A 13,973-nucleotide genomic window follows, 5' to 3' on the forward strand; every position below is an offset into this window, starting at 1 on the left:
CTGCGAGGCCTTGATGAGCGCACTGCCCCACGCGAACCCCCTTCTCGTGCCCGACCGGGCCACCGAGCACATCCTCGGGCCTGACGCGGCCCCGGTCACCATCATCGAGTTCGGCGACTTCGAATGCCCCTCGTGCCGGCAGGCGCACCCGGCCGTGCAGCTGCTGCTGTCGCACTTCGCGCACCAGGTGCGCTTCGTGTTCAGGCACTTTCCGCTGCGCGAGGTGCATCCGCACTCGGAGCTGGCGGCCGAAGCCTCCGAGGCGGCCGGTGCGCAAGGCAAGTTCTGGCCGTACGCCGAACTGCTGTTCAACCACCAGAGCCATCTGGACGCCAGCCACCTGGACACCTATGCCAAGCAGCTGGGCCTGGACATGCCGCGCTTCGACAACGAGCTGAAGGACAGCGTGTACCGCCAGCGCGTGCAGGAGCAGATGGAAATCGGGCGCCGGCTGACCGTGCGCGCCACCCCCGCCTTCTATGTGAACGGCACCTTCACGGATGTGTCTTTCGGGCTACAGCAATTGCGCGACGCCGTCGAGCGCGCGCTGAAGTAGCAACGCTTCAACCGGTGGCCTTCACGGCCTCCACCAGGAAGCGCACGAAGGCCTTGCCCGCATCGGGCAGCGGCCGGCCGGCCATGGTCTCGATCTCGAGGTGGCGCTCGTTCATCTCGCGGTCTTTCAGGGGAATGGCCACCAGCGCCTTGCTCTGCAGCAGCGTGCGCATCGACAGCGCGCCATAGAAGGCGATGCTGCCGCCGCCGGCCGCCGCGAAGCTCAGCAGCGCATTCGCATGGTTGCTGGACATGGCCTGCGCATAGCGCAGCCCCTGCCGGGCGCAGCTGGCGTCGAGCAGGCGCCGTATCGAGCTGTCTTCCTGCGGCAGCCCCAGCGGGTAGGCCACCACCTGGCGCAGCGCCAGCTGCCGCTGCACCGCCAGCGGATGGTCCTTGGCCATCACGGCCAGGATGGGGCTGGGGTGCCGCAGCTCGATCTCGATGCCGGGCTCGGGCGCCGCGCTCAGGGTGATGCCCACGTCGGACTCGCCGTCGCGCACCCGCCTGGAAATGTCACCCGGCGAACACACCTCCAGGTGGAAGCGGATGCCCTCGTGCTTGCGCCGGAAGCGCGCGATCAGCGTCGGGATGAAGTCGAACGCGAAGCCCTCGGTGCTCGCCACGCGCACATGCCCGCTGCGCAGCCCGCGCAGGCCGGCGATGTCGTTGGCCACCCGCTCGATGTCGTGCTGCGCCCGCTTGGCGTGCGCGGCCAGCAGCTCGCCCGCGGCATTGGGCACCATGCCGCGCGCGTGGCGGTCGAACAGCAGCGTGTCGAGCTCGCGCTCCAGCCGCGCCACCTGCCGGCTCACGGCCGAGGGCGCGACGTTGAGCCTGAGCGCGGCGTCCTTCACGGAGCCGGTTTTCACGACCTCGAGAAAGTAGCGCACGGCGGTTTCCTGCAAGGCGCGAAGCGACATGAAGTGTCCTGTGTGCGGGGTCTGGTGCGACCCGTGTCGATTGCCGATTCGGCAACGCAGGATTCTAAACATTGCGCTTGTGGCAGCTGCCTGCGGCTCCTAGGATGGCCTTGCACTTCCCTCGATTCCCAGGAGTTAACCGATGAACCGTCTCCCGCTCATGGCTGGCATGGCACTGTTGTGCGGCCTTGAACTCGGCGCCGTGCCGCTGACCGCCGCTGCCGCCGAGACGGCCTTTCCCACGCGACCGATCACGCTGGTCATACCGTTTCCGCCCGGGGGCGCGACCGACGTCAACGGCCGCGTCATCGCGCAGCGGCTCGGCAAGGAGCTGGGCCAGCCCGTGGTCATCGAGAACCGCGCCGGCGCGGGCACCGTGATCGGCGCGAGCTACGTGTCGAAGGCGGCACCCGACGGCTACACGCTGCTGGTCAGCTCGGGCACCACCTTCACCGTGAACCCCGCCATCCGCCCCAACCTGCCGTACGACCCGGTGAAGGGCTTCGACCCGATCGGCATCGCCGGGCGCACCGGCCTCATCCTGCTGGCCAACAGCGACGTGCCGGTCAAGACCGTGCAGCAGTTCGTCGACTACGTGAAGGCCTCGCCCGGCAAGTACTCGTACGGCTCCTTCGGCACCGGCACCACCGCGCAGTTCGCCGGCGAAAGCGTGCTGCATGCCGCCGGCCTGAAGATGACGCACGTGCCCTACAAGGGCAGCGCCCCGGCCATGACCGACCTGATGGGCGGGCAGATTCCGTTCAGCATCGACACCGTGAGCGCGGCGATTCCGCAGCTCAAGAGCGGCAAGATCAAGGCCATTGCGCTCACCACCGCCAAGCGCTCCGCGCTGCTGCCCAACGTGCCCACCATGGCCGAGAGCGGCTACCCCGGCATCGACATGGACACCTGGCTCGCGCTGGTGGCCCCCAAGGGCCTGCCCGCCGACGTGAAGGCAAAGCTCGAGAAGGCGCTGGCCGTGACCATTGCCGACCCCGACACGCGCGCCAAGCTGCTGGCCCAGGGCCTGGAGCCGGCCTACAGCAACGCCGCCGCGACGAGCGAGCTCATCAACCGGGAGCTGCCGGTGATGCGCGCCGTGGCGGCGCGCGCGAACATCACGGCCGACTGATGAACCCGACCGACACATCGCACGACTCCGGCGCAACGGGCACCGAGCTCGTCGAGCAATCCGCCGTCGAGTTGCGCCGCCTGATCGGCACCAAGCAGGTCTCGCCCGTCGAACTGCTGGAGGCCTGCATCGCGCGCATCGAGCGCGTGAACCCCTTCGTCAACGCGGTGACCGCCACCTGCTTCGAGCGTGCGCGCACCGAAGCCGCAGCCGCCGAAAGCGCCGTCATGCGCGGCGACACGCTCGGCCTGCTGCACGGCCTGCCGCTGGGTGTGAAGGACCTGGAGCCCACCGAGGGCCTGCTCACGACCTGGGGCTCGGCCATCTACCGCGACCACGTGCCGACCGAGGACATCGAGCTCGTGGCGCGCCTGCGCCGCGCGGGCGCCATCGTGGCGGGCAAGACCAACGTGCCCGAGATGGGCGCCGGCGCCAACTCGCGCAACGAGGTGTGGGGCGCCACCGGCAACCCCTTCGACCCGAACCTCAACGCCGGGGGGTCGTCCGGCGGCTCCGCGGCCGCGCTGGCGTGCGACATGCTGCCGGTGTGCACCGGCTCCGACACCGGCGGGTCGCTGCGCATTCCGGCGGCCAAGTGCGGCGTGGTGGGCTTTCGGCCGTCGCCCGGGGTCGTGCCCAGCGTGCGCAAGCCGCTGGGCTGGACGCCCATCTCGGTGGTCGGCCCCATGGGCCGCACCGTGGACGACGCGTGCCTGCAACTGGCGGCCTCCGCCGGCATGCACGCCGGCGACCCGCTCACCTATCCGCTGGACCCGCTGTCGTTCCTGGCGCCGGCGCACGTCGACCTGGCCACCCTGCGCGTGGCATGGACCGAAGACTTCGGCACCTGCGCCGTGGACGACGGCATCCGCGCCGCCTTCCGCCAGAAGATCGAGGCCATGCGGCACCTGTTCCGCCGCTGCGACAAGGTCGAGTTCGACCTGGGCGAGGCGCACCGCTGCTTCGACGTGCTGCGCGCCGAGGCCTTCGTGGCCGGCATGCACGCGGCCTACGAGCGCGACCCCGACAGCCTGGGTGCGAACCCGCGCGCCAACTACGAGATGGGCGCGCGCATGAGCCTGCTCGACAGCGCCTGGGCGCAGGCCGAGCAGACGCGCCTGCTCAAGCGCTTCCAGGCCACCTTCGCCGACTACGACCTGGTGCTGTCGCCCACCACGCCGGTCACGCCCTTTCCCTGGACGCAGCCGTACGCCAGCCACATCAACGGCGAGCCGCAGGCCAACTACTACCGCTGGCTGGCGCTGACCTATGTGGTCACGCTGACCACGCACCCCGCCATTTCACTGCCCTGCGGGCTCGACCATGCGGGCATGCCGTTCGGGCTGCAGGTGGTGGGCGGCTTCAGGGCGGACCACCGGGTGCTGGGCGCGGCGCGGGCCATGGAAATGGCTTTCTCGGCGCATGCGCAGTTGCGCCGTCCGCGGCCCGACCTGTCGGCGTTGCGCGCGGCCGAGCCCGCGCTGACGTCGATCGTCAGGACACCGCCGATCTACCAGGGCGCGGGCACGGCGGCGGCCGCTATCTCGGCCGTTTGAAGGCCGTCTGAAGGCCGTCTGAAGGCCCGCCATTCAGCGCAGCAGGTGCGCCGCCACGTCCTCGCCCAAGGCCGCATCCACCAGATGGAAGTGCGCCACCTGCCGCCGCTGGATGGTCTCGGGCACGCCGTCCATCGACGCCGCGATGTTGGCGGCCAGCCGCTGCCGCTCGCCGTCGTCCATGCGCCGGTACAGCGCGGCCGCCTGCGCGTAGTCGCCCAGCCCCTGCCGGTCGTCGAAGCGCGCGGCATCGCCGCTCAACGGCAGCGCGGGCTCCGCCAGCCGGCGGTCGGGTCGCGGGCCGCCGAAGGAGTTGGGCTCGTAGTAGGCATCGGTGCGCGCCGGCACATCCATGCGCATGGCGCCGTCGGCGTGGTAGGTGTGCACCTCGGACCTCGGCCGGTTCACCGGCAGCGCCGCGTGGTGCGTGCCCACGCGGTAGCGCTGCGCGTCGGCATAGGCCAGCAGGCGTCCCTGCAGCAGCTTGTCGGGCGAGATGCAGATGCCCGGCACCAGGTGCGCCGGGTCGAAGGTGGCCTGCTCCACCTGCGCGAAATAGTTGTCGGGGTTGGCGTCCAGCGTGAGCAGGCCGAGCTCGACCAGCGGAAACGCGTCCTGCGGCCACACCTTGGTGGGGTCGAAGGGGTTGAAGGGCAGCCCCGCCGCCTGCGCCTCGCTCATCAGCTGCACATGCAGCGCCCAGCGCGGATGCTCGCCACGCTCGATGGCCTCGAACAGGTCGCGTTGCGCGCTCTCGCGGTCGCCGGCGATGGCTTCGCGCGCCTGCGCGTTGGTCAGGTGGCGAATGCCCTGCTGCGTCTTCAGGTGGAACTTGACCCAGGTGCGCTCGTTGGCCGCGTTGATCAGCCCGAAGGCGTGCGCGCCGTAGCCGTGCATGTGGCGGTAGCTCAGCGGCAGGCCGCGGTCGGAGAACAGCATCACGATCTGGTGCATGCTTTCCGGCGAGAGCGACCAGAAGTCCCAGATGGCGGTGGGCGAGCGCAGGTGGCTGACGGGGTGGCGCTTCAGCGCGCGCACCAGGTCGGGAAACTTCTGCGGATCGCGGATGCAGGCCACCGGCAGGTGGCTGCCGACCAAGTCCCAGTTGCCTTCCTGCGTGTAGGCCTTCAGCGCAAAGCCGCGCATGTCGCGCTCCGCATCCGCACTGCCGCGTTCGCCCGTGAGGCCCGAGAAGCGCACCAGCACCGGCGTGTGCTGGCCCGGCTGGAACACGCTCGCACGGGTGTGGCGCGCAATGTCCCCGGTGATGCGCAGCGTGCCGAAGGCGGCCGCGCCCTTGGCGTGCAGCACCCGCTCGGGAATGCGCTCGCGCGCCAGGTAGGCGAGCTTCTCGGCCATCTGGTAGTCCTGCAGCAGGATCGGCCCGCGCGGCCCCGCGGTGATCGAGTGCTGGCTGTTCGCCACGGGCGCGCCGCCGGTGGTGGTCAGGGTGGGCGGCCTGCTGCTTTCGGGGGGCATGGGATGGGCTTGGGTCGGTGGCTCGGGGCAGATGCCCGTGCGATGTGTACCGCGGGGCGGCCGGCGCGTCTTGAAGAAGAGTCGCGCGGGTTGAACGCCGTGGCCGGGGCGCTTCTCGGCGAGGCAAGCCATGCGAGCAGCCCCGCGCGCACGCCCATCGCCTGGTCAGCATGCGGTAAGCATCCGCAAACTAGTTTCGAGCGCGGCAGTCTGCGTCGCAGTGCCACCTTTTGTGCTTTTCGCGGACCGCCATCAAGATCATGAGTCGTCGTTTGCCCAGTGCCGGGAAGAATGCAGCCTCGCGCACCCGTCGCGCTGCATCCAACAGGCGAAACGCCGTGGCCGCTGCCTGCGGCACCGTCACCTGGGCCCTGCTTGGACCGGGCATCCTCGCCAGCGCGCCAACGCTCTCCCATGCCATGTCGGCGGAGGAGCTGTTCCAACGCGCGTCACCTTCGATCTGGGTCATCACCACGCTCGATCCCCAAGGCAAGCCTCTCAGCACAGGGACCGGCGTCGTGATCGAAAGAGGAAGGCTGGTCACGAACTGCCATGTACTCGCGAAAGCCGGGGCGATCATGGTGAAACACGAGAACGTGACGTTCCAGGCGCAACTCGAATATCCCGACACGGAACGCGACCTGTGTTCGGTCAAGGTCGACAATTTCACGGCGCCTGCCGTCACGACGGCGTCCGTTGCCACGCTGAGAGTGGGGCAGAAGATCTACACGATCGGCACCCCGCGCTCGCTCGAGCAAACCATGAGCGACGGCCTGGTCTCTGCGCTCCGGCGAAACAGCAGCGGAGCCATCGAGTACATCCAGATCTCCGCACCGATTTCGCCCGGGTCGAGCGGCGGCGGCTTGTTCGATGAACAAGGCCGACTGGTGGGAATCACGACGTCGGGCATCACCGGCACGGCCCAGAACCTCAACTTCGCACGACCGGCCGATTGGATTCTCGACCTGCCCGAGCGGGGCCGCCTCGCCCTGGCGGCGTACAACAAGCCGTCAAGCACGCTCCCGGTGGTGCAGCAAGGCTCGGCACGTCCCGAAGTGCCAGGTACACCCAGGTTGCACCTGGAGATGCCGATGCTGCTCGGCAAGACCTGGACGTATCGACATCCGCGCGATCCAGCGAACTTCGGCACCGTCGAGTTGACGTTTTCAGCCGGCCGCATCTATGCAAGGAACGCAAAGTCGACCGCATGGGGCTACTGGGAGGTGCGAGACGACACCATGTGCGCGACGTTCAACGCGCCCGGCTGGAGCCGTCTGTGCTACTACACCGTGAAGGATGGGGAGGACGTTCAACTGGTCAACGCTGCGAGCGGAGAACGAACGAAGCTGATCGTGCGATAGAGCGGGCCCTTTTCCCTTTGCGCGAGCGCGGCGCCGCAAATGTGCAAAGCGCAAGCCAACACGACAAGACCGCACTGGCGCCATGGCGCACCATTCACACCGCGCGCTGCGAGCTTCCTCGCCGCCCTCACGTGAAGGTCTTCCATGAAACCCACCCTGCCCCAGCTCATGAGCCTCAACGGCGGCTTCGTCGACACCGCGGGCTTCCTGGCGCTGCACGGCCTGTTCACCGCGCACGTGACGGGCAACTTCGTGACCATCGGCGCGGCGCTGGTGCACGGCACCTCGGGCACGCTGACCAAGCTGCTGGCACTGCCGGTGTTCTGCGTGGTGGTGATGCTCGCGCGCTGGCTGAGCTACGGCCTGCCCGGGTTCGGCCTGCCGGTGCTGCGCACGATGCTGATCCTGAAGGCCGCGCTGCTGCTGGCCGGCGGCATCCTCGCCATCCACTACGGCCCGTTCGCCGACGGCGACAGCGCCACCGCGATGCTCACGGGCCTGGTGCTGGTGTCGGCCATGGCCATCCAGAACGCGGTGCACCGCATCCACCTGGGCAGCGCGCCGCCGACCACCCTGATGACCGGCACCACCACGCAGGTGATGGTCGACCTGGCCGACCTGCTGCGCGGCGGACAGGCGCCCGAAGAAGCCGCCGCCGCACGCACGCGCATGCGGCGCATGGCGCTGGCCGTGGCCTGGTTCGCCGCCGGCTGCGCGGCGGCGGCGCTGATCTACGCGCGATGGAACGTGTGGTGCTTTGCGGTGCCGCCCGTGCTGGCCGCGCTGTCGGTGGTGCTCCAGCGCAGCACGCACGAGGGCGACCCCACCGCGCCACCGGCGGTGCCGGCACTCAAGGCCTCACCCGGTCACTTGTAGAGCCAGCGCGCCATCAGGCGCGTGTACCTGGGCATGACGACATACACCATCAGCCCGACGATGGCCGCCGAGGCAACAAGGTGCTCCACCCAGTAGTTCGACACCACCGGCACCGGCGCCAGCAGCCGGTGAAACACCGCCGGCACCGCCACGGTCAGCGGGTAGATCACCGACAGCGTCAGCAGGAACTGCTTGTAGCGCCTGGCCGGCGGTTGCCCGGCGGGCGGGTGAAACCAGAACTCGAGGCCGGTGCGCGTTTCGACCTTCTCGTCGGCGTCGAGCAAGGGAGCCACCTCTTCGACCAATTCCCGCCGCGCCCCCGAGGCGAACCAGTCCTGCGCGTGCGCGAGCGAATCGAAGCGGATGGTGATGGTGTACTGCAGGCCGCCCGCCGCCGGGTGGATGACGTTCACGCCGCGGTGCCCCGGAAAGCGTGCGGCGATCGGCACCACCTTCTTCAGCCATTGCTCGTAGGCGGCCACGGCCTCGCGCCTGACGGTCTGCTGGATCACGGCGGTGACGGTTTCGGCGCCGGGCAGCGCGCGCCCGGCAATCTCGTCCAGCGTGGCGGTGCGCAGCTCGGGGTGGCGGTCGTCGGCGGTCATGCGCGCGCTCCTTGTCAAAGGCCGAGCAGCGTGCGGCCCTCGTCGGCCAGCAGGTCGTGCGTCTCGGGGTGCGCACGCATGTAGGCGGCGAACACGGGGCACTGCGGAATCACGCGCAGCCCGCGCTCGCGCGCCGACGCCAGGCCCGCGAGCACCAGCTGCTTCGCAATGCCCTGCCCCTGCAGCGCCTCGGGCACCAGCGTGTGGATGAAGGTGATGACGTCGCCGTCCAGCGAATAGATGGCGACCGCGCGTTCGCCCTGCGACGCGTACTCGAAGCGGTGCTTCGCGGGGTTGTCCTGAACCGAAGAGGGCGTGGAAGAAGTGGTCATGAAAGATTCTCTATAGGGGCGCTTCAATGCAGATGCGGCAGTGGCCGCACGGCCTGCGGCGCCGTGGTTCCGGTGTCGCCATTGTTTCCGAACCGGTGCACCAGGTGGGCGCAGATGGCCAGGGCCAGGTGTTGCTGCACGGCCGATCCTTCGGGCTCGCGCCGCTCGAACAGGGCCAGCACGGCCGCGCCCAGGTTGCACATCACCGGATCGACCAGGCCCGGCGCGCAGGCCAGGCCGCTCACGCGCGCCAGGCCCGCCGCGTCGGCCACGCCGCGCACCAGCGCGCGCGGCACATAGAACTGCAGCGCGTCGAGCGGCGTGCCCAGGTAGCTCGCCACCTCGTCGCGCAGGTCGACGATGCTGATCGCGCCGGGCGCATAGCCGCGCACCACCGAAGGCCGCCCGCGCACCCAGAGTTCGTGGTGTGCCACACCGGCGAGATGCAGCGTGACCGCGAAAGCGTCTTCGGGCGGAATCTCCTGCTTCATGCCCAGCTGGTCGGGCAGGCAGGTGATGCGCGTGGCGACGAACGGCGTCGCGGATGCTGTCGGCAACATGACGAGCGCGGGCGCGCACGGCACTTCGAAGTACCGTCCCAGCAGGTCGCCGTAAGCGCCTGTCGCGTGCATCTGGGAAGACGGTCGCCTCAGATCTTCTCAGCCCTGGCGCACCGACTCGAACAGGAACCAGGTGCGCCGCTCGGCCTCGTCGATCCAGTTCTCCAGCACGCTGGCGGTGGCCACGTCGCCGTATTCGTCGCACACCGTGTGCGTGGCGCGCATGAAACCGGCCAGGCGCTGGTTGTCCTCGCGCAGCTCGGCCAGCATGCCGATGGGCGTCACGAAGTCGGCGTCGTTGTCGGACAGGCGCTGCAGCCGCGCGGCATGGCCGGTGGAGCGCAGCGTGGTGCCGCCCACCTTGCGCACGCGCTCGGCAATGGGGTCGACCGTGGCGAAGATCTGGTCGGCCTGCTCGTCGAGCAGCAGGTGGTAGTCGCGAAACGACGGGCCCGACATGTGCCAGTGGAAGTTCTTGGTCTTGAAGTACAGCGCGAACACGTCGGCCAGCAGCACGTTGAGCGCCGCGGAAATGTCGCGCGTGGCATCGGCGCCGAGGTCGCTGGGCGTATGCAGCGACGCGGTGCGGCGTGCCTTGGTGCTGCCGGCCAGTGCCTTGACGGACCTGGCTGTCTTGAGGGGTTTGGAGGTGGCCATGAGGTTGTTCCTTGGAGGTCTTGGGTTTCAGAGAGAAAGAAAGTGATGCACCACGGGCTTCTCCGGCCCGATGTGGAAGCGCACGGCCTCGCTTTGCAGATCGGCGTCGGCATGCGACACGCGGTGGTGCTGGCGCAGGTGCTCGGCCCACGACTCCACGAGGAACCACTCCATCACGCGCTCGGCGTCACCGGTGTGCTCGGTCACGCCCCAGGCGTAGGCACCGTCGCGGCGGCGCTCCAGCGACAGGCGCTTCATGGCGTCGAGGAAGGCCGGGCGGTCTTCCTTGCGGATGCGGTACTCGACCTGCACCATCACCGGGCCGCGGTCGTGCGCGATGGGTTCGGCCACCAGCGGCTCGGGCCAGTGGTTGGAGGCCTGCAGGTCCGACTCGCCCGTGGGCAAACGTGCGCGATGGAACAGCAGCGCCACGATGACGAGGCCGACGGCGCCGGCCACCAGCGTGTAAGGCACGCCGATTTCCTGCGCAACGAGCCCCCAGCCCAGGCTGCCGGCCGCCATGGCGCCGTTGAACACGGTGAGGTACACCGCCAGCCCGCGCCCGCGCACCCAGTTCGGCAGGATGGCTTGCGCCACGCCGTTGAGCGTGGTCAGCGCAATGATCCAGCCCAGGCCCAGCAGCAACAGCAGCAGCACGGCCAGCCACTTGGGCGGCGCGAACACCAGCGCGCCCATCACCGCGGCGGTGATCACCGAGGCCAGCAGCACCAGCCCGTCGGCGTCCAGCCGCGCGCGCAGCCGCGGCATGACCAGCGCACCGGCGATGGCGCCCGCGCCCACCGCGCCCAGCAGCACACCGTAGAAACCGGCCGTGCCGCCCAGCATCTGGCGCGCCACCAGCGGCAGCAGCGCCCACACCGAACTGGCGAACAGGAAGAACACGGCCGCGCGCAGCATCACGCGGTGCAGCTCCTTGCTGGCGCGCGTGTAGCGCAGGCCGGCGCGGAAGGCGCCCAGGAAGTTCTCCGACAGGCCGCTGTCCACCGCGGCCGGGCGCTTCCACCACAGCAGCGCCGCGATGACGAACACATAGCTGAGCACGTCGGCGCCATAGGTCATGGCCGCGCCGAAGCTCGCGAGGATCAGCCCGCCCGCGGCCGGCCCGATGGAACGCGCGATGTTGATGCCCAGCGAGTTCAGCGCCACGGCGCTCTTCAGGTCGGACCTGGGCACCAGCTCGGGCACGATCGACTGCCAGGTCGGCCCCATCAATGCCGCGCCGATGCCGCCGACGAAGGTCAGCCCGATCAGGTATTCGACGGTGAGCGAGCCGGTGTGCGACAGCACCAGCAGCGTGCCGCTGACACTGGCCAGCACCAGCTGCACGAAGATCAGGAAGCGCCGGCGGTCGAGGATGTCCGACAGCACGCCCGCCGGAATGGCGAGCAAGAAGATGGGCAGCGTGGCCGCCGTTTGAATGAGCGCCACCGCCGTCGGGCTGGCCGACAGGTCGGTCACCAGCCACGAACTGGCCACGTCGCGCATGAAGCTGCCGATGTTGCCCAGCACGGTGGCGGCCCACAGCACGGCGAAGACCGGCTGGCGCAGCGGCGCGAAGCTGCCGCCGGCCTTTTCGGCTTTTTTGGTCTTTGCGGTCGTGGCGGCCTCAGCCATGCGCACGCTCCTTCAGGTCGTGCCAGGCCACCAGCACGAAGCCGCCGACCAGGCCCAGGTGCTCGAAGAACGAGTTCGCGGCCATGAAGCGCTCCTGCCCCACAGGCATCTGCCAGAAGCGCAGCGCCACGAAGGTGGCGAACAGCGTGAACGCGCCCAGCGCCAGGGCGCCCAGCCAGCGGTAGAAGCCCGTGAGGATGAGCACCGAGGCGCCCAGCTCCAGCACGATCACCGCCGCCGCCATGGGCGCCGCAGGCGACACGCCGAAGTGGTTCATCTCGGCGATGGCCGAGCCGAAGTCCAGCGCCTTGTTCAGGCCGCCCTGCAGGTAGGCGGCGCACAGCAGCAGCAAGGCAATCCAGCGCAGCGCGGGAGCGGTCACGAAAGAGGGGGTCCAGCGCATGTTCATACCGCCCAGCAGGCGCAACCCAGCGCGCCCCAGAAGCTCTTCAGGTCCGCAATGGGCAGCTTGCTGCTCCAGGCCGTGGCGTGCTGGTGGCCGTGCACGTTGCAGTCGTTCGCGCAGGCGCAGGCCGCTGCCGCGTTGCGCAACACCTTCTGCAGCGGCGCACCTTCCTTCGTGTCGGCCCAGCCGCCGTAGCCGCCGAAGGTGCGCGCGGGCGACCAGTCGGGCATGGCCGCGGGCGGCGTGCCTTCGTCCAGCGGCGCGAACGGGCCGGCGCCGTAGACCACCTTGCCGCCGACCATCGTCAGCAGCGCGGTGGTGTCGGCGATGTCCGATTCGGCGCAGCCGAAGAAGTCGCGGTCGGGCACCATCAGGTCGGCCAGCTGGCCGGCCTCGATGCGACCCTTCTTGCCGACCTCGTTGGAGAACCAGGTCACCTTCTCGGTCCACATGCGCAGGGCGGTCTCGCGGTCCACGCAGTTGCGCTGCGGGTACAGCTGCATGCCGCCCACGGTGCGCCCCGTGACCAGCCACGACAGCGACACCCACGGGTTGTACGAGGCCACGCGCGTGGCGTCGGTGCCGGCGGACACGTTCACGCCCTTCTCCAGCATGCGCTTGACCGGCGGCGTGGCCTCGGCCGCACCGGCGCCGTAGCGCTCCACGAAGTACTCGCCCTGATAGGCCATGCGGTGCTGCACGGCAATGCCGCCGCCCAGCGCCGCGATGCGGTCGATCGACTTCTCGGAGATGGTTTCGCAGTGGTCGAAGAACCAGTTCAGGCCGGCCAGCGGCGTGTCCTGGTTGACCTTCTCGAACACGTCGAGCGCACGCTCGATGGTCTCGTCGTACGTGGCATGCAGGCGCCAGGGCCAGCGGTTCTGCGCCAGCACGCGCACCACCTCTTCGAGCTCGCCTTCCATCTCGGGCGCCATGTCGGGGCGCGGCTGGCGGAAGTCCTCGAAGTCGGCGGCCGAGAACACGAGCATTTCGCCCGCGCCGTTGTGGCGGAAGTAGTCGTCGCCCTGCTTGTACTTGGAGGTCGCCGTCCAGTTCAGGAAGTCCTGCTTTTCCTGCTTGGGCTTCTGCGTGAACAGGTTGTAGGCCAGGCGAATGGTCAGCTGGCCGGCGTCGGCCAGCTGCTGGATCACCTGGTAGTCCTCGGGGTAGTTCTGGAAGCCGCCGCCCGCGTCGATGGCGCCGGTCACGCCCAGGCGGTTCAGGTCGCGCATGAAGTGGCGCGTGGAGTTGACCTGGTAGTCCAGCGGCAGCTTCGGGCCCTTGGCCAACGTGGCGTAGAGGATGGACGCGTTGGGCTTGGCCAGCAGCAGGCCGGTGGGGTTGCCGGCGCCGTCGCGCACGATCTCGCCGCCGGGCGGCGCGGGCGTGTCGCGGGTGTAGCCCACGGCGCGCAGGGCGGCACCGTTGAGCAGCGCGCGGTCGTACAGGTGCAGGATGAACACCGGCGTGTCGGGCGCCACGGCGTTCAGCTCCTCGATGGTGGGCAGGCGCTTTTCAGCGAACTGGTGCTCGGTGAAACCGCCCACCACGCGCACCCACTGCGGCGCGGGCGTGATGGCGACCTGGCGCTTGAGCATGCCCATGGCATCGGCCAGGCTGCGCACGCCGTCCCAGCGCAGCTCGAGGTTGTAGTTCAGCCCGCCGCGAATGATGTGCAGGTGGTTGTCGATCAGGCCCGGCAGCACGGTCTTGCCCTGCAGGTCGACCACGCGGGTGCCGCTGCCGGCCAGCGGCAGCACGTCTTCGCCGCGGCCCACGCGAAGGAAGCGGCCGTCCTTGATGGCCACGGCACTGGCCGTGGGGTTGGCGCGGTCCAGCGTGGTGAAGCGGCCGTTGTGCAGGATGAGGTCGGGGGCGGTGGTGCCAGCCATGTCG

General features: G+C 69.4%; 14 protein-coding genes. 5 read left to right on the forward strand and 9 right to left on the reverse strand.

All coding sequences use genetic code 11. From position 1 onward, the window contains the following. The first annotated feature begins 13 nt into the window (after positions 1–13). Entirely contained in the window at positions 14–556 is a 543-nt protein-coding gene (locus AC0IYU_RS25760) for a DsbA family protein (RefSeq protein WP_472122783.1), read from the forward strand. A gap of 7 nt (positions 557–563) precedes the next feature. Here the strand turns inward: AC0IYU_RS25760 and AC0IYU_RS25765 are convergent, their stop codons facing one another. After that, positions 564–1,478, reverse strand: coding sequence for a LysR family transcriptional regulator (locus AC0IYU_RS25765; RefSeq protein WP_472122786.1), 915 nt, complete (start codon positions 1,476–1,478; stop codon positions 564–566). A 142-nt stretch (positions 1,479–1,620) separates the two neighbouring features. Between AC0IYU_RS25765 and AC0IYU_RS25770 the strand changes: the two genes are divergently transcribed. Both AC0IYU_RS25770 and AC0IYU_RS25775 read left to right on the forward strand, forming a co-directional pair. Further along, entirely contained in the window at positions 1,621–2,610 is a 990-nt protein-coding gene (locus AC0IYU_RS25770) for a Bug family tripartite tricarboxylate transporter substrate binding protein (RefSeq protein ID WP_472122789.1), read from the forward strand. Beyond that, the gene (locus AC0IYU_RS25775; RefSeq protein WP_472122793.1) at positions 2,610–4,166 is read left to right on the forward strand and encodes an amidase; all 1,557 of its coding nucleotides are present in this window, start codon (positions 2,610–2,612) and stop codon (positions 4,164–4,166) included. The genes AC0IYU_RS25770 and AC0IYU_RS25775 overlap by 1 nt, the downstream gene beginning before the upstream one ends. Before the next feature lie 33 nt (positions 4,167–4,199). Here AC0IYU_RS25775 and AC0IYU_RS25780 read toward each other — a convergent pair whose 3' ends face one another. After that, a complete protein-coding gene (locus AC0IYU_RS25780; protein WP_472122796.1) occupies positions 4,200–5,645 on the reverse strand; it encodes a catalase in 1,446 nt (481 codons plus the stop codon). Positions 5,646–5,983: 338 nt separating this feature from the next. On the opposite strand from AC0IYU_RS25780, the gene AC0IYU_RS25785 reads away from it, so the two are divergent. Both AC0IYU_RS25785 and AC0IYU_RS25790 read left to right on the forward strand, forming a co-directional pair. Then, on the forward strand, positions 5,984–7,006 hold the full coding sequence (locus tag AC0IYU_RS25785) for a S1C family serine protease (protein WP_472122799.1): 1,023 nt from the start codon (positions 5,984–5,986) through the stop codon (positions 7,004–7,006). A gap of 144 nt (positions 7,007–7,150) precedes the next feature. Continuing rightward, a complete protein-coding gene (locus AC0IYU_RS25790) occupies positions 7,151–7,882 on the forward strand; it encodes a DUF1275 family protein (RefSeq protein WP_472122801.1) in 732 nt (243 codons plus the stop codon). Here AC0IYU_RS25790 and AC0IYU_RS25795 read toward each other — a convergent pair. Genes AC0IYU_RS25795 through AC0IYU_RS25825 form a run of 7 tightly spaced genes read right to left on the reverse strand, consistent with a single transcriptional unit; the run spans position 7,873 to position 13,969 of the window. After that, positions 7,873–8,487 (reverse strand): antibiotic biosynthesis monooxygenase, encoded by a 615-nt coding sequence (locus tag AC0IYU_RS25795; RefSeq protein WP_472122804.1) that lies wholly within the window; start codon positions 8,485–8,487, stop codon positions 7,873–7,875. The genes AC0IYU_RS25790 and AC0IYU_RS25795 overlap by 10 nt on opposite strands. A gap of 14 nt (positions 8,488–8,501) precedes the next feature. Continuing rightward, positions 8,502–8,819, reverse strand: a complete 318-nt coding sequence (locus AC0IYU_RS25800; protein WP_472122807.1) for a GNAT family N-acetyltransferase — start codon at positions 8,817–8,819, stop codon at positions 8,502–8,504. A gap of 23 nt (positions 8,820–8,842) precedes the next feature. Next, complete coding sequence (locus tag AC0IYU_RS25805) at positions 8,843–9,451, reverse strand: AraC family transcriptional regulator (RefSeq protein WP_472122810.1); 609 nt, start codon at positions 9,449–9,451, stop codon at positions 8,843–8,845. 27 nt (positions 9,452–9,478) lie between these two features. Next, the gene (locus AC0IYU_RS25810; protein ID WP_472122813.1) at positions 9,479–10,036 is read right to left on the reverse strand and encodes a Dps family protein; all 558 of its coding nucleotides are present in this window, start codon (positions 10,034–10,036) and stop codon (positions 9,479–9,481) included. A gap of 27 nt (positions 10,037–10,063) precedes the next feature. Further along, on the reverse strand, positions 10,064–11,671 hold the full coding sequence (locus AC0IYU_RS25815; RefSeq protein ID WP_472122816.1) for an MFS transporter: 1,608 nt from the start codon (positions 11,669–11,671) through the stop codon (positions 10,064–10,066). Continuing rightward, positions 11,664–12,074 carry a DoxX family protein gene (locus tag AC0IYU_RS25820; protein ID WP_472122818.1) on the reverse strand — a complete coding sequence of 137 codons (411 nt, stop codon included), beginning with the start codon at positions 12,072–12,074 and terminating at the stop codon, positions 11,664–11,666. Before AC0IYU_RS25820 ends, AC0IYU_RS25815 begins: the two co-directional genes overlap by 8 nt. A gap of 2 nt (positions 12,075–12,076) precedes the next feature. Next, positions 12,077–13,969 carry an amidohydrolase gene (locus AC0IYU_RS25825; protein ID WP_472122821.1) on the reverse strand — a complete coding sequence of 631 codons (1,893 nt, stop codon included), beginning with the start codon at positions 13,967–13,969 and terminating at the stop codon, positions 12,077–12,079. Positions 13,970–13,973 lie beyond the last annotated feature (4 nt).

The organism is Variovorax sp. AC103 (assembly GCF_979254005.1).

Excerpts from the sequence above, each read along its gene's own strand:
- AC0IYU_RS25775 (WP_472122793.1), top strand. The coding sequence starts at position 2,610 with ATGAACCCGACCGACACATCGCACGACTCCGGCGCAACGGGCACCGAG.
- AC0IYU_RS25800 (WP_472122807.1), bottom strand. The coding sequence starts at position 8,819 with ATGACCACTTCTTCCACGCCCTCTTCGGTTCAGGACAACCCCGCGAAG.
- AC0IYU_RS25805 (WP_472122810.1), bottom strand. The coding sequence starts at position 9,451 with ATGCACGCGACAGGCGCTTACGGCGACCTGCTGGGACGGTACTTCGAA.
- AC0IYU_RS25765 (WP_472122786.1), bottom strand. The coding sequence starts at position 1,478 with ATGTCGCTTCGCGCCTTGCAGGAAACCGCCGTGCGCTACTTTCTCGAG.
- AC0IYU_RS25815 (WP_472122816.1), bottom strand. The coding sequence starts at position 11,671 with ATGGCTGAGGCCGCCACGACCGCAAAGACCAAAAAAGCCGAAAAGGCC.
- AC0IYU_RS25770 (WP_472122789.1), top strand. The coding sequence starts at position 1,621 with ATGAACCGTCTCCCGCTCATGGCTGGCATGGCACTGTTGTGCGGCCTT.
- AC0IYU_RS25760 (WP_472122783.1), top strand. The coding sequence starts at position 14 with ATGAGCGCACTGCCCCACGCGAACCCCCTTCTCGTGCCCGACCGGGCC.
- AC0IYU_RS25810 (WP_472122813.1), bottom strand. The coding sequence starts at position 10,036 with ATGGCCACCTCCAAACCCCTCAAGACAGCCAGGTCCGTCAAGGCACTG.
- AC0IYU_RS25790 (WP_472122801.1), top strand. The coding sequence starts at position 7,151 with ATGAAACCCACCCTGCCCCAGCTCATGAGCCTCAACGGCGGCTTCGTC.
- AC0IYU_RS25780 (WP_472122796.1), bottom strand. The coding sequence starts at position 5,645 with ATGCCCCCCGAAAGCAGCAGGCCGCCCACCCTGACCACCACCGGCGGC.
- AC0IYU_RS25825 (WP_472122821.1), bottom strand. The coding sequence starts at position 13,969 with ATGGCTGGCACCACCGCCCCCGACCTCATCCTGCACAACGGCCGCTTC.
- AC0IYU_RS25795 (WP_472122804.1), bottom strand. The coding sequence starts at position 8,487 with ATGACCGCCGACGACCGCCACCCCGAGCTGCGCACCGCCACGCTGGAC.
- AC0IYU_RS25820 (WP_472122818.1), bottom strand. The coding sequence starts at position 12,074 with ATGCGCTGGACCCCCTCTTTCGTGACCGCTCCCGCGCTGCGCTGGATT.